Source organism: Prevotella sp. P4-119, assembly GCF_002251345.1.
GTDB lineage: Bacteria > Bacteroidota > Bacteroidia > Bacteroidales > Bacteroidaceae > Prevotella.
On the sequence record NZ_NPJB01000006.1, the window covers coordinates 21,333 to 42,336 of the forward strand.

The following is a 21,004-nucleotide window of genomic DNA, read 5'->3' on the forward strand; positions in this document are numbered from 1 at the left end:
CTTGGGTGTGCGCTTGTATGATAGAAGCTGTTTGTCTTATTTCAAGAAACCAAGTAGGGCAACGAGATAAGCATTCCAGTTGATGGCAATTTCATTGGAAGCGTAACTGCCTTCGTGATCTTGGTATGATTCATCGGGTGATGACGATGGGTAAGCAGGCACATTCTTTGCATCCTGTTGACCACTATTAGCACCTCCTGCGAGAAATCCCGGCAGGGGTTCTTCAATGCCGTCGGCTGCCGAAATACGCTGGTGAGGATGCATGACGCGCTGTGTGCCAAAGCCAGTCAGATAGCAATAGCCCGTGGCATTGCGTCCGAAGATGTGGTCGATAGTGGTGATGGCAGCTTTGCGGTTGGTATTGTCTTTGGTAAGGGCGTATTGGTACATCTGTGCAATACCTCGTCCTGCACATTTTTCAGAGTTGCTTCCCCAAATAAAATCGGATGCGCTGTTGCCGAAGATAGAGTAGAAGGGTGATGTGGCGAGCGCCTTGATATCTTCGTCACAGAATGTCTTGAGTGATTTCTTCATGCAGCAAGTCTTGAGTTTTCCAGCCTCTTTAGTTTGTAGCAGTTCCTGATTGAGCCATTGGAAGATGCCCAGTCCGGCAACGTTGCCCCATGTGGGCAGGGTGAACTGTTTGGGAGCGAAGGCTCGAGCCTGTTCAAGGAATCCTTGTTCTCCTGTTGTGAGATACATTTCTGTAGCTGCCCAGAAGAATTCATCGTCTGCATCGTTGTCATCGTATGTTCCTGTGTTGACGTCAGGGTCATACTTGCTGTTGTTGTCTTGCTGTGTATAGTAGTTTTTGGGGAATCTCACAGCCCATGCGTATGCACGTTGTGCAGCGTTGGCAGCTATCTTGCAGAATGGTTGATATTGTGGATAATCCTTGTAGATACGTGCTGCGAGTGCCATTGTAGCAGCAAAGTCGAGTGCTGCCTGCGTGCTCTTTTGCACCACATAGCGGTCTTGTTTGCAATCCACAGGCATGACGAATGCTTCGAAATTGGGAGTGGTCAGTTTGTGATAGACACCTCCGTCGTCGGGATCCTGCATGGTCAGCATCCATTCCAGATTGTACATGATTTCGTCCAAGAGGTCGGGCACGTTGTTGTTTGATTCTGGAATTTGCGTATCGATCTGTTCGAAATGTTCTTTGTTTAACTGGTAAGCTTGTAACATCAGGCCGATGGTGAATCCAGAGTTGACGATATATTTATTGTAGTCGCCAGCATCATACCAACCTTTTGGCGAGGAAATGACCGTTCCGGCAGGGCGCTTGGGTGATGCTGCCGATGGGTGTATGAGAACTCGAGTGTCGGGATGAGCTGCTTTTCGGGCAAAAGCTCCAGCGTATTTAGCTTCGATGTCCGTTCCTGTGCGCTGTAGATAGAAGGCCTTGATGGCAGCCTTCAGCGCCTCGTTGTATGGATGTTCGGCGATGTTGATGGTTTGTTTGTTCTTACCTGCAGTCAGGGTGTAGGTGCCTGGTTTTGTTACGGTAGAGAAATCTACAACCTGTCGCACTTTGTTGTTGAAGGGGGACTTGAGTGTTCGTACGGCTTTTCCGCTCCACACTTTGCGTCCGTTGTGGTCTTTCAGAATAAAGTTGCTGCTTTTTCCCGTTGGTTCAACAACGGCAACTTTGGATTCATTGACATAATAGCCCACTTGATTGACCTTGATGGGATTTTGTGCCGTAGCTGTGAGTGCGCTTGCTGCCACGAGTGTCAATAGTGTTTTTTTCATCATTTTAAGTTTTGGTTATGAATAGTATTGGAAATGAATTTTTATGTTTTCCTTATATATAATAAGGTGGATGTGCTTTATGGGGGGCATGCTGTTGATGCTGTGTGCAACAGTAGGGCAGATGGTTACTGTTTAGCCCGATGCTCGTTGACGAGTGATCGCATCTCTTTGAGCAGATCGCTGGCAAAGATGAAATCGGTCAGTCGCTTATTGGTAGATTGCATGATGTCTGCCGAAACTCCCTGCCACTCTTTGTGACCTTCGTAGATGAAAAGTATGTTTTCGCCGATGGTTGTCACGGAGTTCATGTCGTGTGTATTGATGATGGTGGTAATGCCAAATTCATGGGTAATGGAGTGGAGTAGGTCGTCGATGACCAATGATGTCTTAGGGTCGAGACCAGAGTTTGGTTCGTCGCAGAAGAGGTAGCGTGGGTTGAGTGCGATAGCTCGTGCGATGGCAACTCGTTTCTGCATACCTCCTGAGATTTCACCGGGATATTTTTTTTCAGCGCCAATCAGATTGACACGGTCGAGACATTCGCGTGCACGTTGTGTGCGTTCGTGAAGTGTCATGGGCGAGAACATATCGAGTGGGAACATCACGTTTTCCAGTACTGTGAGTGAGTCGAATAGTGCAGCACTTTGGAAAATCATGCCCATTTCTCGGCGCATCATCACCTTTTCCTGTTTCGACATCTGTACGAAGTCTCTTCCATCGTATAGCACTTGTCCACTCGTAGGTTCAAGCAGTCCCACCAGATTTTTCATCAATACCGTTTTTCCGCTACCGCTCTGACCGATAATCAGATTGGTTTTTCCATCTTCAAATATGGTATTGATACCTTTCAGTACCTCTTTATCGTCGAAACTCTTATATAGGTCTTTTACCTCAATCATTGTTGCAAGTGTATTGGAATGTTGGAAATATTGTGGTTAGGCTCATGAGAGCAGTTGGGTAAGGAATACATCGGAACATAGGATGAGTACACTCGACGACACGACAGCGTCTGTTGAGGCTTTGCCCACATTGACCGAACCGCCTTCTACGTTGTAGCCGAAATAGGAGGGTACTGCCGATATGATGAAGGCGAAGAACAAGCTCTTGATGATGCTCATCCATACGAACCATGGTTGGAAATCGTGTTGCAGTCCCAGTGTGAGGTCGTCGGGTGGGAGTATGTGGGCTATGTATGCTGTACCGTAAGCACCTATGATACCCATTGCTGATGAGAAGATGACCAATAGCGGCATGATGGTCACCATGCCGAGAATCTTGGGCAGGATGAGGTAGCATGCTGAGTTTACACCCATGATGTCGAGTGCGTCAATCTGTTGGGTGACGCGCATCGTGCCAATCTCCGATGCGATGTTTGATCCGACTTTTCCCGCCAGTATCAGACACATGATGCTTGATGAGAACTCCAGCAACATAATCTCACGAGTGGTGTAGCCGCTGACCCATCGGGGCATCCATGGACTCTGGATGTTGAGTTTCATCTGGATACAGATGACAGCTCCGATGAAGAAAGAGATCAGCAGTACGATGCCGATGGAGTTGATGCCCAGTTGCGCCATCTCTTTCGTATATTCCTTGAAGAACATACGCATCCGCTCTGGACGCGAAAAAGTGCGCCCCATCAATATGATGAATTGGCCGAAATGTGTCAGCCAGTTGTGTAATAGTTTCATAGGATAATATGCTTAATTGAATGCAAAGGTAGTGTAAACTGAGAGAAAAAACAAGTTTTTCTTTGAAATTCACGCAGTTTACACTACCTTTGCACATGAAAAGATACATGGCAATGGACGAAATTACGAACAATAAGCCGGAACAGTTGGTGTTGCGCACCGAGGGTCTGGTCAAACAATATGGCAAGCGCACCGTGGTGAGCGATGTGAGTTTCGATGTGAAACAAGGTGAAATTGTAGGACTGTTGGGTCCTAACGGAGCCGGCAAAACCACATCGTTCTATATGACAACCGGATTGGTTGTTCCCAATGGCGGACACATCTATCTCGGCGACGAGGAGGTGACAGACTATCCTGTCTATAAGCGTGCTCGTGCCGGTATCGGCTATTTGGCACAGGAGGCATCTGTGTTTCGCAAGATGTCGGTAGAGGACAATATTCTCTCGGTATTGGAAATGACGGGCAAACCACGTGACTATCAGCTCGAAAAACTTGAAAGCCTGATCAAGGAGTTTCGCCTTGGAAAGGTGAGAAAGAATAAGGGTGACCAGCTTTCTGGTGGTGAGCGACGCCGTACGGAGATTGCTCGTTGCTTAGCTATTGAGCCCAAATTCATCATGCTCGACGAACCGTTTGCCGGCGTTGACCCTATTGCCGTGGAAGATATTCAGCAGATAGTTTGGCAACTGAAATATCGCAACATTGGTATTCTGATAACCGACCATAATGTGCACGAAACTCTTAACATTACCGACCGTGCCTATCTGCTCTTCGAAGGTCGCATTCTCTTTCAAGGTAGTCCTGAAGAATTGGCGGTCAATCCTGTGGTGAAAGAGAAATATCTGGGTACCAACTTCGAACTGAAAAAGAAGAACTTCCAAGAGATGGCAGAAGCCAAACGCCGAAAGGAAATGGAGGAAGACGAAGAGAATAGATGAAACCCTTCATGCCTGAGGTTTGGCAAAATCTTAGAACAACATTCTCCACTTTCTTTCCAACGACCGATGTTTGACAGGTGTTCGGTGGGTATTTGATCAATAAAACTCACGTATTTCCTTCGGGATGCCTGCGGGATGCCTTCGGGATGTCGGTTTGTTGCTTTATGGGGAGATCCCAAGTAAGTCCCAAGTAAGTCCCATTATTTGCGGAAAACTATGGGAGGATGATGGGAAGATAGTGGGAGAAACTTCGCTCGTCAGTTCGATAATCCAAAGAAAAATTCGATTTTCCTTTGTATTCTGCTCACTTATTCGTAACTCTGAGGCTTACGCCTCTTAGTTACTTTCGTTCGATAATCCAAAGAAAAATTCGATTTTCTTTTGTATTCTGCTCACTTATTCGTAACTTTGCACGCTCAAAACTGCATATAATAATTAAATAAGGTATAAGAAGAGATGAATATTTCATTTGAAGCTCCTGACAAAATCAATGGTTTGATGACCATCGTATTGGAGAAAGAAGACTATCAAGCAGAAGTCGAGAAGACTCTGAAAGATTATCGCAAACGCGCTAATGTACCCGGATTCCGCCCTGGTCAGACTCCTATGGGTATGATCAAACGTCAGTATGGTACTGCCGTTAAGGTTGACGTGGTAAACAAAATGTTGGGTGAGGAACTCTACAAGTATGTTCGCGAAAACAAAATACAGATGCTCGGCGAACCCCTCAACAGCGACAAACAGAAGGAACTCAACTTCGAAAGCGATGAGCCATTGGAGTTCATGTTCGATATTGCCGTAGCTCCCGAATTCAAGGCAGCCCTCTCTGGCAAGGATAAAGTTGACTACTACAACATCACCGTTGACGACAAACTGATCGACCAGCAGGTGGAAATGTATCAGCAGCGTTCTGGTAACTACGAGAAGGCAGAGCAGTATGACGCAGAACAGCGCGATTTGCTCAAGGGCGACCTGCGCGAACTCGACGAGAACGGAAACGTTAAGGAAAATGGAATTACCATTGCCGACGTTTCTCTAATGCCTCAGTACATCAAGGTAGAAGACCAGAAGAAGCTTTTCGATGGTGCTAAACTGGGCGACATCATCACTTGGAATCCCCGTCAGGCCTATCCTGAAAACGACGCAGAGGTTTCTTCTCTCCTCAAAATCAAGAAAGAGGAAGTTGCTCAGCACACAGGAGACTTTACCTATCAGGTAACTGAAATCTCACGCTTCACAAAGGCAGAGGTTAATCAGACACTCTTCGATCAGGTTTTCGGCGAGGGTAATGTGAAAGACGAAAAAGAATTCCGTCAGAAGATTAGCGAGCAGATTAGCGAGCAGTTCAAGTCTGATTCAGACTATAAGTTCCTGCTCGACGTACGCAAGCACATGGAGAAGAAGGTTGGTAAGCTCGAATTCCCAGAGGCTCTGCTCAAGCGCGTGATGTTCAATAACAACAAGGACAAGGGCGAGGAGTTTGTAGAAAAAAACTTCGAGGCCAGCATCAACGAACTCGAATGGCACCTTATCAAAGAGCAGCTCGTTGCCGCTCAGAACATCAAGGTTGACGATGCAGACATCAAGAATGTAGCCAAGGAGGCCGCTCGCGCACAGTTCGCACAATACGGAATGGCAAATATTCCAGAGGAATATCTCGACAACTACGCTACAGAGATGCTGAAAAAGCGTGAAAACGTAGATGGACTCGTAGATCGTGCCGTTGACCTGAAGCTCATCGACGCTCTGAAGAATGTTGTTAAACTCAACGAGAAAGAGATTTCAATGGAAGACTTTCAGAAGATGCTGCAAGAGAAATAAGCATTTTTAAGAAAAAAACCTCATGAATATTGCGAGGTTACCAACTTTTTTCGTAATTTTGTATTTATAATATACGCAAAAAGGGTTGGTAACCTCGCTTTTTTGTTTCAAAACCAAAGAATGATGAACAACGATTTTAGAAAATATGCTACTAAGCATTTAGGTATTAACGGTCTCGTACTCGACGAAGTAGTGAGCGCACAGGCACAGTATCTGAACCCCTATATCTTGGAAGAACGTCAACTGAACGTTACCCAGATGGACGTGTTCTCACGACTGATGATGGATCGCATCATCTTCCTCGGTACACAGATTGACGACTATACTGCCAATACACTACAGGCACAGCTGCTCTATCTCGACTCAGTAGATAGCGGCAAGGATATCAGTATCTACCTCAACTCACCAGGCGGAAGCGTAACAGCAGGCCTCGGCATCTACGACACCATGCAGTTTATTACTTCCGACGTAGCCACCATCTGCACAGGTATGGCAGCATCAATGGCAGCCGTGTTGCTCGTGGCTGGAGCAGAAGGCAAACGCTCGGCGCTTCCCCATAGCCGTGTGATGATTCATCAGCCACTGGGTGGAGTACAGGGACAGGCATCGGATATTGAAATCGAGGCCAGAGAAATCATGAAATTCAAGAAAGAACTCTATACCATCATCTCCAACCATTCACACACACCATTTGATAAGGTGTGGAACGATTCTGACCGTAACTACTGGATGACAGCAGAAGAGGCCAAAGAGTATGGTATGATAGATGAAATACTGGTCAGAAAGGCATGAAGAAACAATGTAATTTCTGCGGACGCACCGAACGTGAAGTCCCCCTGTTGATAACAGGTCTCCATGGATGTATCTGTAGCGACTGCGTGACTCAGGCCTATCAGGTGTTGCAGGCTAACGGATTCGATAAGGACGCGAAAAAAAAACAAGCCGTTCCGGAACTCAAGAAAGTTCCTAAACCCAAAGAGATAAAAAAGTATCTCGATGAATATATTATAGGTCAGGATGAGGCCAAACGCTTCCTCTCCGTAGCAGTATATAACCACTACAAACGACTGCAACAGCCTGTAGATGAGAACGGAGTCGAAATCGAGAAAAGCAACATCATCATGGTGGGATCTACCGGAACCGGTAAGACCTTGCTGGCACGCACCATCGCCAAACTGCTTGACGTCCCCTTTACCATCGTCGATGCTACCGTATTTACCGAAGCCGGCTATGTGGGCGAGGATGTAGAGAGTATCCTCTCACGCCTGCTGCAAGTGGCTGACTATAACGTGGAGGCTGCCGAGCGTGGTATTGTCTTTATCGACGAGATAGATAAAATTGCCAGAAAGAGCGACAACCCCAGCATCACACGCGACGTGAGTGGCGAAGGTGTGCAACAGGGACTGCTCAAACTGTTGGAGGGAACAATGGTTAACGTGCCACCACAGGGCGGACGCAAACATCCTGACCAGGAATACATCCATGTGGATACTCGCAATATCCTCTTTATATGTGGAGGAGCCTTCGACGGCATTGAACGCAAGATTGCGCAACGACTCAATACCCATGTCGTGGGTTACAACTCGGTACAGAATGTACGCAAGATAGACAAGGGCGACCTGATGAAGTATATTCTGCCCCAAGACTTGAAATCGTTCGGACTGATTCCGGAAATCATCGGACGTCTGCCGGTGCTGACTTATCTCAATCCGCTCGATCGCGACGCGCTGGAGAAAATATTGGTGGAACCCAAAAACTCCATCATCAAGCAGTATGAGAAACTGTTTGATATGGACGGCATCAAACTGACATTTGCCCCAGAAGCCCTCAAACTCATCGTCGATAAGGCGATGGAGTACAAACTCGGTGCACGTGGACTACGCTCTATCGTGGAGTCTATTATGATGGACGCCATGTTTGAAGTGCCTTCCAAACGCGCCAAATCCTTTGAAGTGACTGCAGAGTACGCACAACAGCAACTCGATAAATCGCATTTACAGTAATTAAGCCTATTGCAATGAAAGTTAATCTTACCCAAGCACTCAAACAGTTTTTTGGCTTCAGCCAATTTAAAGGTGACCAAGAGCGCATCATCCAAAATCTACTGGATGGCAACGATACCTTTGTGCTGATGCCTACAGGAGGTGGCAAATCCCTTTGCTACCAATTGCCTTCCCTGCTGATGGAAGGAACAGCGATTGTCATCTCACCATTGATAGCTCTGATGAAAAATCAAGTGGATGCCATCAGTATGATGAGTGAAGAGGGTACCGCACATTATCTCAACTCATCGCTCAACAAAGCAGCGATAGACCAGGTGAAGGCCGACATTCGTTCCGGAAAGACTAAACTGCTCTATGTGGCACCGGAATCGTTGACCAAAGAGGATAATGTCAACTTTCTCAAAAAGACAAAGATTTCTTTCTATGCAATAGACGAAGCCCACTGTATCTCCGAATGGGGTCACGACTTCCGACCCGAATACCGTCGCATACGACCCATCATCAACCAGATTGGTGAGGCACCCCTCATCGCACTTACCGCTACGGCAACAGACAAAGTGCGTACTGATATCAAGAAGAATCTCGGCATGAGCGATGCTACAGAATTCAAAAGCTCGTTCAACCGCCCGAACCTCTATTATGAGGTAAGAAACAAAACCAAGGATGTGGATAAGGACATCATTAAGTTCATTAAACAACATCCAGGTAAAAGCGGCATCATCTATTGTCTCTCGCGCAAGAAAGTAGAAGAATTGGCGGAAATCCTACGCGCCAACGATATCAAGGCACAGGCTTATCATGCCGGACTTGAATCGGCTTTGCGCTCGCAGACGCAGGATGACTTCTTGATGGAAAAAACAGATGTTATCGTGGCTACGATAGCCTTCGGAATGGGTATCGATAAGCCAGATGTCCGCTTTGTCATCCATTACGACATCCCTAAGTCGTTGGAAGGATACTATCAGGAAACTGGACGCGCAGGTCGAGACGGAGGAGAAGGCGTCTGCATCGCTTTCTATTCGAAAAAAGACTTGCAGAAGCTGGATAAGTTTATGGAAGGCAAACCCGTGGCAGAACAGGATATTGGCAGACAACTGTTGCAGGAAACAGCAGCCTATGCCGAGACTTCTGTGTGCCGACGCAAGATGCTACTCCATTATTTCGGTGAAATATATCCCAAGGACAACTGTCAGAACTGTGACAACTGTCTGCATCCGAAAACCAAGATAGAGGCACAGGAACAGCTGGTAATCCTGCTTAATACGGTGATTACCATCAAGGAAAACTTCCGTTCTGACTATGTCATCGACTTTATTACCGGAAAGGAAACAGAGGAGATATTGGCGCATAAGCATCAAAACAACGAACTGTTTGGTGCGGGCGAGGATATGGATGAGAAATTGTGGAATCCCGTTATCAGGCAGGCTCTGATAGCAGGATTCATAAAGAAAGATGTGGAAAACTATGGCTTGCTGAAAATAACAGCTGCCGGAAAGAAATTCTTAAAGAAACCAGAATCATTTATGATTGTAGAGGATAAAGACTTTGACGAAGACTACGAGAACGCTTCGGAACACGATGGAACTATGACTGCGCTCGATCCTACGCTCAGCATCATGCTGAAGGACTTGCGCAAAAAGGTTGCCAAGAAAATGGAGCGTCCACCTTATGTGATATTCCAGGATGTAAGCATCGAACAGATGGCTACCGATTATCCTATCACGTTGGAAGAACTCAAAAACATACAAGGTGTAGGAGAAGGAAAGGTGAAACAGCCTTATGCAAAGGAGTTCGTAGATCTGATCGCCAAATACTGTAAAGAGAACGACATCACACGACAGGCTGACCTGCGCGTGCGTACCGTTGCTAAGAAGTCGATGCTGAAAGTGAAAATCATTCAGGCCATCGACAGACAAGTGGCGCTTGACGATATTGCCAATGCACAAGGCTTGGACTTTAGCGAACTGCTCGACGAGGTGGAGGCTATCGTATATAGTGGTACACGACTGAATATCGACTATTTCCTCGATGAGGTGATGGACGAAGACCATATTGACGATATTTATGACTATTTTGCTGAAAGCGATACAGACTCGCTCGATGCGGCTATTGACGAACTGGGTTCTGAGTGCTCGGAAGATGAAATCAGACTGGTGCGCATCAAGTTTATTAGCGAAATGGCCAACTAATACTGCCAATGGTTATGAAAAGGACAACGACATATCTTATGGCTCTGGCTGCACTATTGCTGATGGCGCAGCCTGCTGATGCGCAGTTCTTAAAGAAAATGTTTAAGAAAAAAGCGCGTACAGAGCGGAAAGCTAAAGTGGGAAAAGACGGTATTGACGACGATGCCCAACAGGCACTTGCCGATGTGACAACCTTTGCCGATAATTCCAACAACCGCAACGCTTTCCTCGGAATACCATTGGGAATCAAGGCTGAACGCTTTGAAAAACAACTGTTGGAACAAGGATTTACGGAACGTAAAGCCGAGGGAAAACAAACGGCAAAGACTTATGTCTATGAAGGAGACGTGTATGGTGCAAAAGCTCGCGTAACACTTTATACTTCAGAAGACACCGAACGGGTATTTGCCGTTGATGTGGAGGGAGTTGCTGTCTATCCTACCAAAAAGGATGTGCAAGGACGCTTCCTGCATCTCAAACAACAACTTGCCAAAGTATATGGACAAGGATATGTGGATCGGGGAGGCGAGGCCTATACCATCATCAGCAGACTGGGAACCACCACACTCCATTATGAGAGTTCGGGAGTGGGACAGTCATATACTATCGGTATTACCATAGACGACGCAAAGGCTTATGCGATGGCCTATCAGGAAATGGAAGACCGTGAATACGAAGCCAAGCCACGCGTCTTGACAAACGGATTGGCAGAACCGCTGAAACATACCGATCTGGTGGGATTGGTATTCTTCCTGACCAAAAACCGCACCTTAGTGTCAGCCAAGACTCTCTTGGCATCCTATGATTATTCGATTGGTAAGATGAACCAGATGAAGTCGCCACAGGCCACCCTGACCATTGGCGATTATCACTCAAATGTGGTTTTCACGCGTTCTAAGAAAAACTATACGGCATTTGTCATTACTGCCAACGATGACCTCGATGCGGTACGTTGCAACTTGCAGACTTACGGTTATACCACAACCGATAAGGTCAACTATCAGCAAGGACGTGTGAAGATTGCCGTTGCCACAAACAAAAACGGCCAGGTTGTTGTACGAGTGCGCTGATACTTACTCATTTCAACGATTGATACTATACTGCGTTAAATCGTATTAATAATCGGTGAAACGCTTGTAGGTATCGGAAAAAATGAGTAATTTTGCACGCAATAAAATTTTAAGGAGTTATTTATGTCATCATTTATTGCAGACAAAATTGTGATGGACGGCCTTACATTTGACGACGTCCTCCTGATTCCCGCTTATTCGGAAGTGTTGCCTAAGACGGTAGAGTTGAAAACCAAGTTCTCGCGTAACATCCAGCTGAATGTTCCTTTCGTGACAGCAGCTATGGATACCGTGACCGAAAGTCAGATGGCGATTGCCATTGCACGTGAAGGCGGTATCGGTGTTATCCACAAAAACATGTCGATAGATAACCAAGCTCGCGAGGTGGCTATCGTCAAGCGTGCTGAGAACGGTATGATCTATGATCCTGTTACCATCCGTCGTGGATCTACGGTGCAGGATGCCTTGGCCTTGATGGCTGAATATCATATCGGTGGTATTCCTGTTGTAGATGAAAACAATTATCTCGTAGGTATCGTGACCAATCGTGACCTGCGCTTTGAACGTCGCTTGGATCGTACTATCGACGAGGTGATGTCGAAAGAGAATCTGGTGACAACCCACCAACAAACCGACTTGATTGCTGCTGCACAAATCCTGCAGGAAAATAAGATTGAGAAACTCCCCGTTGTTGATAAAGACAACCACTTGGTAGGCCTCATTACTTATAAGGATATTACCAAGGCAAAGGATAAACCCATGGCTTGCAAAGATGATAAAGGTCGTCTGCGTGTAGCTGCAGGTGTAGGTGTTACCGTTGATACCCTCGACCGTATGCAGGCACTTGTCAATGCTGGTGTTGACGCCATTGTGATTGATACTGCCCATGGACATTCTAAGAGCGTTATCGAAAAACTGCGCGAGGCTAAGGCTTCGTTCCCCAATATTGACATCGTAGTAGGTAATATCGCTACCGGAGCTGCCGCCAAAATGTTGGTGGAGAATGGCGCAGATGCTGTTAAGGTCGGTATCGGTCCGGGTTCCATCTGTACCACACGTGTTGTCGCAGGTGTCGGCGTACCCCAGTTGAGCGCAGTATATGATGTTTATCAGGCCTTGCAGGGCACAGGTGTACCTTTGATTGCTGACGGTGGTCTCCGCTATTCTGGCGATATCGTTAAGGCATTGGCAGCCGGTGGTTCTTGCGTGATGATTGGTTCGCTGGTAGCAGGTACAGAAGAAAGCCCTGGCGACACTATTATCTATAATGGCCGTAAGTTTAAGAGCTATCGTGGTATGGGTTCACTCGAAGCCATGGAACACGGATCTAAGGACCGTTACTTCCAGGCAGATACCAAAGATACCAAGAAACTTGTACCAGAGGGAATTGCCGGACGCGTTCCTTATAAGGGAACTGTACAGGAAGTTATCTATCAGATGGTAGGTGGACTGCGTTCTGGTATGGGCTATTGCGGTGCTCCAACTATCGAGAAATTGCATGATGCTAAGTTCACTCGCATCACCAATGCTGGTGTGAACGAGAGCCATCCACACGATATCACCATTACAAGTGAGGCTCCAAACTATTCACGCCCCAACGATTAAGATGATACAAAGACTGTTGCTTGCACTCATGTTGCTGCCAAGCACCATGATGGTGCGGGCACAGAATGACCCTACGCTTCTGATGGTGGGTGAAACTGCCGTGAAACGTTCGGAGTTTGTACAAGCATATAGTAAAATATGTGGCGCCCGTGTTGGTGCGCCGTGTAAGGTCGATGACTTTCTGGAGTCTTATATCAACTATAAGTTGAGAGTAAAGGCTGCCAGGGAGTCGCGCCTTGACACAACGTCGATGTTTAAAAGCATGCTTGCCGCTTGTGCGACTAACAGTCTGCCTGCATCGACAACCGCAAATGCCTCTGGTAGTTTGACCGGAGAAGACCTTAGGCGGATAGCCCAAAGCTGCGGCAATGGGATGAATAACGAAGTGGTCTGCTTGTCGCATATTTATCTGAAGGTGCGCCAGCGTGGACAACGTTATGAATTACAACAAGCCATCAAACGGGCAGACTCCATCTATAATGCTTTGCGACAAGGTGCTGATTTCGCTGTGTTGGCTCGACAAGTATCACAGGATAAAGCCTCTGCTGCAAATGGCGGACTGATGGGATGGTATGGTCGCAACCAGTTGCTTAAGGAGATGGAAGACAATGCCTTCACACTTCAACCAGGAACCTATAGCCGCCCATTCCTTACTGCCGATGGTTATCATATCCTGTTGCTTAACGACAGACGAACTGCCGATAAGTTTGCAGAACTGCAACAATGGCAGGCAGCAGAACAGAAAAGGCTGTCTATGGTGCGTGGCATCTCGTCATCGCCGATTCAAGCGAGTCTGCCATCAGCAGAACGGGAATCGAATATGGGCAATAGCCCCATTTCACCAATGACGACCGCATCGCTACCCACAGTTTCTGACGACATCTATGAAGGATTACTGCTCTGCGTGTTGTCAGAGAAATCGCTTGCCCGGCAGGCAGCTACCGACAAGACTGCTATGGCTCGGTATTTCAAGAAAAACAAGAAGAAGTATCGCAGGAAAGGTTTCAAGCCTAAAAGCTATGTTGAAGTAGAAGAACAGGTGGTAGCCGATTTGTGTACTGAAATGGAGAAACACTGGATATCAGATTTGAAGGAAAAATATCCGGTTACAATAAATAAAGATGTATTAAAAACAATAAACAAACATCACAGAATATGAGCATTCGCAGTATATTATTTGCTATGCTGGCATTGGCAAGTACAGCCATGCAGGCAAAAACTGACAAAGACAGTATCAATGCGCAAAGCACAGTAGATGAAGTCATCTGGGTTGTGGGCGATGAGGCTATCCTGAAGTCAGATGTCGAAGCCATGCGCATGCAGGCCCTGCAGCAGGGAGTGCATTGGACAGGCAATCCTGACTGTGCCATTCCCGAACAGATAGCTGTACAGAAACTGTTCTTGCATCAGGCTGCCATCGACAGTATCGAGGTGACCGATGCACAGATTAGTGCAGGTGTTGACCGCCAGATAGACTATATGATTTCTGTTGTCGGATCTCGTGAGAAGTTGGAAGAGTATCACAAAAAGACGATGACACAGATTCGCAACGAACTGCGTGACTCTTATCGTGAAAACCAAATGGTAGAGGAAATGAAGCAGCAACTGGTCAAGGATATTGCCGTGACCCCTGCAGAAGTGCGCCGCTACTTCAAGGATATGCCAACAGACAGTATTCCTTTTGTTCCCACCGAGGTGGAAGTGCAGATTATCACACAAACTCCTCGTGTGTCACAGGAAGAGATCAACCGTGTGAAAGGTGAACTCCGCGACTATACTGACCGTATCAACCGTGGCGATGCTTCGTTCCAAACGCTGGCACGTCTCTATTCTGAAGACCCAGGAAGTGCACGTCGTGGTGGTGAACTGGGATTCATGTCGCGTATGGAACTCGATCCAGCCTTTGCTGCTGTGGCTTTCAACCTGACTGATCCGAAGAAAGTCTCGAAGATTGTGGAGTCTGAATTTGGATTCCATATTATCCAGTTGATAGAGAAACGTGGTGAGAAAGCCAATGTTCGCCATATTCTCCGTCGCCCTGTTGTTAGTAACGAGGCTATTGAGAAGTCGTTGAGCCAACTCGATTCTCTGCGTACCGATATTGCTGATGCGAAGTTTACCTTTGATCAGGCTGCCTCTGTGCTCTCTGACGATAAAGATACCCGTAACAACAAAGGTGTGATGTTCCACGATGACATGGGCACACGTACTTCACGTTTCCAACTGCAAGATCTTCCTGCTGAAGTGGCTCGTGCCATCGATGGATTGAAGATCGGGGAAGTTACCAAACCATTCCAGATGATGAAAAACGGTCGTACAGTATGTGCCATCGTCAAACTGAAGAATCGTAGCGAAGGTCATAAAGCCACCATTACTGAAGATTTTCAGGTGATGAAGAATGTTGTGCTGGAGAAATTGCGCCAAGAGAAGATTCATCAGTGGGTGGTGGAAAAGATCAAAAACACCTACGTCCGTATCAATGACCGTTATCGGGATTGTGATTTCGAATATCAGGGTTGGATACGATGAAACTCCGTGCTGTTGCCATCTTTATGCTTTGCCTGTTGGGTATTGGCCTGATAGGTGCTATGCAACCTGTGCGTAAACGTACAGCAAAAAATCATAGAACGGCTCCCGACAAGCGCGTTTATCTGGTACATGCCGACGAACTGCGTTATAACCAGTATCAGAATGGTGATGCCCAGGTCCTTACGGGACATGTTCATTTTCGTCATGTTGGCGCCAATCTTTATTGCGACAGTGCCAATTTCTTCCAGCAGACCAACTCTTTCGAAGCTTTCGGTCATGTGCGCATGGTGCAGGGCGACACGCTGAGCCTTACCAGCGACTATGCTTACTATGATGGTAACGAGCAGATTGCACAAGCGCGATATAATGTGGTGCTGAAACATCGCAAGACAACACTCTATACCGATAGTTTGGATTATGACCGCATGTATAGTTTCGGCAACTTCTTCGAAGGTGGAAAACTCGTGGATAACGGTTCTACGCTGACCAGCGATTGGGGTGAGTACCATACCGACTCGAAGATGGCGATGTTTTATTATGATGTACGCCTGCGCAACAAGAAGTTCTATCTGACAACCGATTCTCTCTTCTACGATACCCGTCTCTCACGTGCACATATCGTGGGACCGTCGAATATAACATCGGGCAGTAGTCATATCTATAGTGAGGACGGCTACTACAATACCAAGACCGAGATGTCAGAACTGTTTGGTCGTTCGGTCATGAAAGATAAAGGCCGCTCGTTGGTGGGCGATAGCGTTTATTACGACAGTAAGAACGGACTCAGCCATGCCTATAGTAATGTAGTCTATGTTGATTCCGTCAATAAAAACAAGATGACTGGCGACTATTGTGAATACAATGAAGAGACGGGCTATGCCATGACCACCAAGCGTGCTGTTGCTATCGATTATTCGCAGCGCGATTCTCTTTATATGCATGCCGATACCTTCAAGGTGTTTACGTTCAATATCAATACCGACTCGGTCTATCGTAAAATCCATGCCTACAATAAGGTGCGCGCCTATCGTGTCGATGTGCAGGCGGTATGTGACTCGTTGGTGTATAATTCCCAAGATTCATGTATGACGATGTATCGTGACCCTATCGTATGGAACAACGGCCAACAACTCTTTGGTGAGGAGATACGTGCCTATATGAAAGACTCTACCATCGACCATGTACATGTGGTGGGACAGGCATTCTCTGTAGAACAACTTGCCGATTCGGTACACTTCAACCAAGTGTCGTCGAAAGAGATGATGGCACTCTTCAACAAGGGTGAAGTGTATGAAACCAATGCTACGGGTAATGTGCTGATCGTTTATTATCCGATGGATGATTCCGACAGCACCCTAATAGGACTCAACTATACCGAGACACCCAAACTGCGTATGTTCCTTGAAAAACGCAAGATGAAGAAGATATGGATGGAGAAACCAACAGGAGTGCTCTATCCCATGACGCAGATACCACCTTCGAAATATTTCTTGCCAGGCTATGCTTGGTTTGATTATATCCGTCCACTCAACCGCGACGACATCTTCAACTGGCGCGGAAAGAAAGAAGGACAGGAGTTGAAAGAGCAAGTGCATCGCACAGCACCTGCCTCGGTAAAGAAGGCGGAAGGAGGACCGAAATGAGTGATGTAATACAGTTGCTGCCAGATTCTGTGGCCAACCAGATTGCAGCCGGAGAGGTTATTCAGCGTCCGGCATCGGTCATCAAGGAACTTGTAGAAAATGCGGTAGATGCCGGTGCACACACCATTAGTGTACTGGTGGTTGATGCCGGTCGCACGTCGATACAGGTTGTCGATGATGGTAAAGGCATGTCTGAAACCGATGCACGTCTCGCTTTTGAGCGTCATGCCACTTCGAAGATTCGCAAGGCCGACGACCTCTTTGCGCTAACCACCATGGGATTTCGTGGCGAGGCACTCCCTTCGATTGCTGCCGTGTCTCAGGTAGAACTGCGTACTCGTACTGCAGCCGACGAACTGGGTACTTGTCTTACCATCTACGGTTCAAAAGTAGAAGGACAGGAGTCGGTCAGCTGCCCAGTGGGAAGCAATTTCAAGGTTGACAATCTTTTCTATAATGTGCCTGCCCGCCGCAAGTTTTTGAAGACCAACGCTACCGAACTTAGCAATATCCTCACCGCTTTTGAGCGTATAGTATTGGTATATCCTGATATCAACTTCACACTCCATAGTAACGGACAAGAGCTGATGAACCTTCGTGCAGGCTCTGTACGCCAGCGTATCAGCGATGTCTTTGGCAAACGCTATAGTCAGGATGTGTTGCCCTTGGAGGTAGAAACTGCCATCTGCAAAGTTTCGGGCTATGTGGGGAAACCTGAGTCTGCGCGCAAAAAAGGTGCCCACAACTACTTTTTTGTCAATGGCCGCTTCATGAAGCATCCTTATTTCCATAAGGCAGTCATGCAGGCTTACGAACGCTTAGTGCCTATAGGCATGCAGGTACCCTATTTTATCTATTTCGAAGTTAACCCCGCCGACATAGATGTAAATATCCATCCGACAAAGACAGAAATCAAGTTTGATAACGAACAAGCCATTTGGCAGATTCTTACCGCTGCGGTAAAGGATGCTATCGGCAAGTTCTGCGAACTCACACAGATAGACTTTGACACCGAAGGACGCCCTGATATCCCGGTATTCAATCCCGATGAACAGGTGGCTCCACCCTCTCTGAACTTTAATCCTGACTATAATCCATTCCGTCAGCAAACAGCCAAACCGACAAGAATGGAAGGATGGGAACAGCTCTATGGCAATCTGCCTACACAGAAACCTGTTGCTCCAGAACTTTTCCCAACATCGCAGGATGATGCCGAAGAACTGATCACTTCCAACAAGATTACACACGGGACACAGGAACTTGAAGGACAGGGCAGTCGTGCTGTCATCGAAGACAAGTCGCCGATGCACTATCAGTACAAAGGCAGATTTATCATGACTGCTGTCAAATCGGGACTGATGATAATCGACCAGTATCGTGCTGACGTGCGAATTCGTTATGAGCAATATATGGAACAGTTGCGCACCCATCAGGCATCAAGCCAGCGCGTGCTCTTTCCTGAAGTGGCACGTTTCTCACCCTCCGATGCTGTCATGCTCCAAAAGATACTGCCCGAACTGGAAGCTATAGGTTTTGAACTCTCCGATCTGGGACAGTATTCCTATGCCATCAATGCCATTCCCGCCGGTCTTGAAGGTCTCGACAGCGTGCAATTGCTATGCGACATGGTAAGTGATGCTATAGAAAAAGGTGCTACTCAGACCGATGCCATCCATGCCGCCCTCGCGCTGAGCATGGCGCGCCATGCTGCCATACCGCAAGGACAGGTGTTGAGCAATGAGGAAATGGAGGCAGTTGTCAATCAATTGTTCGCCTGTTCCAATGTCAATTATACCCCTGATGGCAAAGCCATACTGTGCATTCTCCCCCAGCGCGATATAGAGCAACTTTTGGGCTAATATATAATAATGTAAGGCGGAAATGGGGGAAAGACTAAAAAAATATCAATTTTTGCAACAAAAAACTCAAAATACTAATAAAAAAGTTTGTGGATTCAAAATAAATGTTTAATTTTGCACAACAATTCATAGAAGTATATAACGTATATTTAATTAAATAGGTATGAAAAAGTTATTAATGGTACTGGCTTTTGCCGGTGTTTCTGCTGCCTCAATGGCACAGAATGCTGATCCTACTGAAAAGTTCAGCGTTTCTACTAATTCATTCTGGAGCAACTGGTTCGTACAGGCTAACGTTGCTGGTACTGCATTTTGGGGTAACCAGGAAGTAGGTAACAATTTCTCAAAGAGCCCTCTCAAGGGTTTCCGCAACAACCTTGGCTTCTCTGTAGCTGTTGGTAAGTGGTTCACTCCTGGTCTCGGTCTCCGCACTAAGTTCAACGGTGCTTGGGGTCGTACAGTCGTTTCTGAGAACAAGAAAACCAATGCTAACAAATACTGGACTCTCAGCGAGCAGGTAATGTTTAACCTCAGCAACATGTTGCTGGGTTACAACGAGAGCCGTGTTTGGGACTTCATTCCTTACGCAAGCGTAGGTGTTAACCGTAACATGAGCGCTAACTGCTATGCTCCTGTAGCAGGTATCGGTATCCTGAACGAATTCAAGATCAACAACAAGTGGGCTGTTAACCTCGACGTTAACTACATGCTTGGTACTTCAGACTACGATGGTTTCGAGGGTTCGCTCCCCGGTGCTAAACCTTACGACGCTCGTTCATTCAAGGGTCTCGTAGCTAACCACGACCGTACTCTGAACGTTGAAGTTGGTTTGACCTACAACCTTGGTAAGGCAACCTTCAACAAGACTCCAGACGTAGAGGCTATCAAGGCTCTCTCACAGGGTCAGATCGATGCTCTGAACGCTCAGCTTGCTGACGCTCAGTCAGAGAACAACCGTCTGAAGGATATGCTCGCAGAGCAGAAGCAGCAGTCTGTAGCTCCTGTATCAGCAGTTACTAAGGTGGTTTCAGCTCCTGTATCAGTATTCTTCAACATTGGTAAGGCTAAGGTTGCTTCTAAGAAGGACCTCCAGAATGTTAAGGCTGTTGCTGACGCAGCAAAGGCTAACAACGCTAAGATCGTTGTAACTGGTTACGCTGATAGCAAGACTGGTAGCGTTGCATTCAACAAGAACCTTTCTGAGAAGCGTGCTCAGACCGTTGCTGACGCTCTCGTTAACATGGGCGTAAGCCGCGACAACATCGAAGTTGTTAGTGCTGGTGGTGTTAATACTCTCTCACCTGTATCTTACAACCGTCGTGCTACTGTTGAAATCAAATAATTTCAACCAACGATAGACTTCAATCCCGGAGGTTTTCACCCTCCGGGATTTTTAAGGGCGCTTAGCTCAGCTGGTTTAGAGCATCTGCCTTACAAGCAGAGGGTCGGGGGTTCGAATCCCTCAGCGCCCACCATCGGATTCCAATCTTTTGGAATCCGATTTTCTTTTTTTCTTCTGCCTGTTGCTTCCTATTGACCATGATGATTATATCCTGGCTCAGTAGATAATTAGTGGGGGTAAGCGTATATCATGGAAAGTCTGTAGAGAAAGAATTTCTCATCCCTAATTCCCCTTAGTGCTGCCCTGAAGGACTTGACTTTGGCGTTGAAAGACTCTGCTGCTGCGTTAGACGACCTGTTATTGTAGAAGTTGAGTATGTCATCATAGTGCTCGTAGAACGTAGCCGCAATAACGTTGAAGGAATGGAATCCAGCCTCTTCGACCTTGTTGTACCATTTGGCCATAGAGAGCCTGGCAGCATCCTTGATGGTGTTCTTGGCAAAGATCATCCTCAGTGAATGAGAGAGCGAATACGCCTTCTGCAGGTCAGGATATAGTT

Annotated in this window: 16 protein-coding genes and 1 tRNA gene; 13 read left to right on the plus strand and 4 right to left on the minus strand. The window is 46.8% G+C overall.

The features are described from left to right. Positions 1-36: 36 nt before the first annotated feature. The 3 genes from CIK89_RS00660 to CIK89_RS00670 form a co-directional block, all read right to left on the minus strand. The gene (locus tag CIK89_RS00660; RefSeq protein WP_254046575.1) at positions 37-1,758 is read right to left on the minus strand and encodes a glycoside hydrolase family 9 protein; all 1,722 of its coding nucleotides are present in this window, start codon (positions 1,756-1,758) and stop codon (positions 37-39) included. A 122-nt stretch (positions 1,759-1,880) separates the two neighbouring features. Next, a complete protein-coding gene (locus tag CIK89_RS00665) occupies positions 1,881-2,654 on the minus strand; it encodes an ABC transporter ATP-binding protein (protein WP_094389508.1) in 774 nt (257 codons plus the stop codon). Positions 2,655-2,696: 42 nt separating this feature from the next. Continuing rightward, positions 2,697-3,446, minus strand: a complete 750-nt coding sequence (locus CIK89_RS00670) for an ABC transporter permease (protein ID WP_094389509.1) — start codon at positions 3,444-3,446, stop codon at positions 2,697-2,699. Between the two features lie 113 nt (positions 3,447-3,559). Here CIK89_RS00670 and lptB point away from each other — a divergent pair, with 113 nt between their 5' ends. The 13 genes from lptB to CIK89_RS00735 all read left to right on the plus strand — a co-directional run bounded on the left by lptB (position 3,560) and on the right by CIK89_RS00735 (position 20,578). Continuing rightward, on the plus strand, positions 3,560-4,384 hold the full coding sequence (gene lptB / locus CIK89_RS00675; protein WP_094389525.1) for an LPS export ABC transporter ATP-binding protein: 825 nt from the start codon (positions 3,560-3,562) through the stop codon (positions 4,382-4,384). A gap of 456 nt (positions 4,385-4,840) precedes the next feature. After that, positions 4,841-6,205, plus strand: a complete 1,365-nt coding sequence (tig, locus tag CIK89_RS00680; protein WP_094389510.1) for a trigger factor — start codon at positions 4,841-4,843, stop codon at positions 6,203-6,205. 123 nt (positions 6,206-6,328) lie between these two features. Further along, positions 6,329-6,997 carry an ATP-dependent Clp endopeptidase proteolytic subunit ClpP gene (gene clpP, locus CIK89_RS00685; protein WP_094389526.1) on the plus strand — a complete coding sequence of 223 codons (669 nt, stop codon included), beginning with the start codon at positions 6,329-6,331 and terminating at the stop codon, positions 6,995-6,997. Then, a complete protein-coding gene (gene clpX / locus CIK89_RS00690) occupies positions 6,994-8,208 on the plus strand; it encodes an ATP-dependent Clp protease ATP-binding subunit ClpX (RefSeq protein WP_094389511.1) in 1,215 nt (404 codons plus the stop codon). The genes clpP and clpX overlap by 4 nt, the downstream gene beginning before the upstream one ends. Before the next feature lie 8 nt (positions 8,209-8,216). Continuing rightward, complete coding sequence (gene recQ / locus CIK89_RS00695) at positions 8,217-10,397, plus strand: DNA helicase RecQ (protein WP_094389512.1); 2,181 nt, start codon at positions 8,217-8,219, stop codon at positions 10,395-10,397. Positions 10,398-10,411: 14 nt separating this feature from the next. Next, positions 10,412-11,467: a hypothetical protein gene (locus tag CIK89_RS00700; RefSeq protein WP_144007312.1), complete on the plus strand. Its 1,056-nt coding sequence runs from the start codon at positions 10,412-10,414 to the stop codon at positions 11,465-11,467. A 123-nt stretch (positions 11,468-11,590) separates the two neighbouring features. Further along, positions 11,591-13,072 (plus strand): IMP dehydrogenase, encoded by a 1,482-nt coding sequence (guaB, locus tag CIK89_RS00705; RefSeq protein ID WP_094389514.1) that lies wholly within the window; start codon positions 11,591-11,593, stop codon positions 13,070-13,072. 1 nt (position 13,073) lies between these two features. After that, positions 13,074-14,231 carry a peptidylprolyl isomerase gene (locus tag CIK89_RS00710; RefSeq protein WP_094389515.1) on the plus strand — a complete coding sequence of 386 codons (1,158 nt, stop codon included), beginning with the start codon at positions 13,074-13,076 and terminating at the stop codon, positions 14,229-14,231. Then, complete coding sequence (locus CIK89_RS00715) at positions 14,228-15,601, plus strand: peptidylprolyl isomerase (RefSeq protein WP_094389516.1); 1,374 nt, start codon at positions 14,228-14,230, stop codon at positions 15,599-15,601. Before CIK89_RS00710 ends, CIK89_RS00715 begins: the two co-directional genes overlap by 4 nt. Next, positions 15,598-17,244, plus strand: a complete 1,647-nt coding sequence (locus CIK89_RS00720; protein WP_094389517.1) for an OstA-like protein — start codon at positions 15,598-15,600, stop codon at positions 17,242-17,244. Before CIK89_RS00715 ends, CIK89_RS00720 begins: the two co-directional genes overlap by 4 nt. Next, on the plus strand, positions 17,241-19,103 hold the full coding sequence (gene mutL / locus CIK89_RS00725; protein ID WP_094389518.1) for a DNA mismatch repair endonuclease MutL: 1,863 nt from the start codon (positions 17,241-17,243) through the stop codon (positions 19,101-19,103). The genes CIK89_RS00720 and mutL overlap by 4 nt, the downstream gene beginning before the upstream one ends. Positions 19,104-19,266: 163 nt before the next feature. Then, positions 19,267-20,445 carry an OmpA family protein gene (locus CIK89_RS00730; protein ID WP_094389519.1) on the plus strand — a complete coding sequence of 393 codons (1,179 nt, stop codon included), beginning with the start codon at positions 19,267-19,269 and terminating at the stop codon, positions 20,443-20,445. A gap of 55 nt (positions 20,446-20,500) precedes the next feature. Then, positions 20,501-20,578: transfer RNA gene (locus CIK89_RS00735), tRNA-Val, on the plus strand. A gap of 94 nt (positions 20,579-20,672) precedes the next feature. Here CIK89_RS00735 and CIK89_RS00740 read toward each other — a convergent pair. Next, on the minus strand, positions 20,673-21,004 hold a 332-nt coding region (locus CIK89_RS00740), incomplete at its 5' end, for a transposase (RefSeq protein ID WP_144007309.1).

Bases quoted from the DNA above. Each gene is read 5' to 3' on its own strand.
- CIK89_RS00715 (WP_094389516.1), top strand. From the start codon at position 14,228: ATGAGCATTCGCAGTATATTATTTGCTATGCTGGCATTGGCAAGTACA.
- CIK89_RS00720 (WP_094389517.1), top strand. From the start codon at position 15,598: ATGAAACTCCGTGCTGTTGCCATCTTTATGCTTTGCCTGTTGGGTATT.
- CIK89_RS00660 (WP_254046575.1), bottom strand. From the start codon at position 1,758: ATGATGAAAAAAACACTATTGACACTCGTGGCAGCAAGCGCACTCACA.
- mutL (WP_094389518.1), top strand. From the start codon at position 17,241: ATGAGTGATGTAATACAGTTGCTGCCAGATTCTGTGGCCAACCAGATT.
- clpP (WP_094389526.1), top strand. From the start codon at position 6,329: ATGAACAACGATTTTAGAAAATATGCTACTAAGCATTTAGGTATTAAC.
- CIK89_RS00665 (WP_094389508.1), bottom strand. From the start codon at position 2,654: ATGATTGAGGTAAAAGACCTATATAAGAGTTTCGACGATAAAGAGGTA.
- clpX (WP_094389511.1), top strand. From the start codon at position 6,994: ATGAAGAAACAATGTAATTTCTGCGGACGCACCGAACGTGAAGTCCCC.
- CIK89_RS00710 (WP_094389515.1), top strand. From the start codon at position 13,074: ATGATACAAAGACTGTTGCTTGCACTCATGTTGCTGCCAAGCACCATG.
- tig (WP_094389510.1), top strand. From the start codon at position 4,841: ATGAATATTTCATTTGAAGCTCCTGACAAAATCAATGGTTTGATGACC.
- CIK89_RS00730 (WP_094389519.1), top strand. From the start codon at position 19,267: ATGAAAAAGTTATTAATGGTACTGGCTTTTGCCGGTGTTTCTGCTGCC.
- lptB (WP_094389525.1), top strand. From the start codon at position 3,560: ATGGACGAAATTACGAACAATAAGCCGGAACAGTTGGTGTTGCGCACC.
- guaB (WP_094389514.1), top strand. From the start codon at position 11,591: ATGTCATCATTTATTGCAGACAAAATTGTGATGGACGGCCTTACATTT.
- CIK89_RS00700 (WP_144007312.1), top strand. From the start codon at position 10,412: ATGAAAAGGACAACGACATATCTTATGGCTCTGGCTGCACTATTGCTG.
- CIK89_RS00670 (WP_094389509.1), bottom strand. From the start codon at position 3,446: ATGAAACTATTACACAACTGGCTGACACATTTCGGCCAATTCATCATA.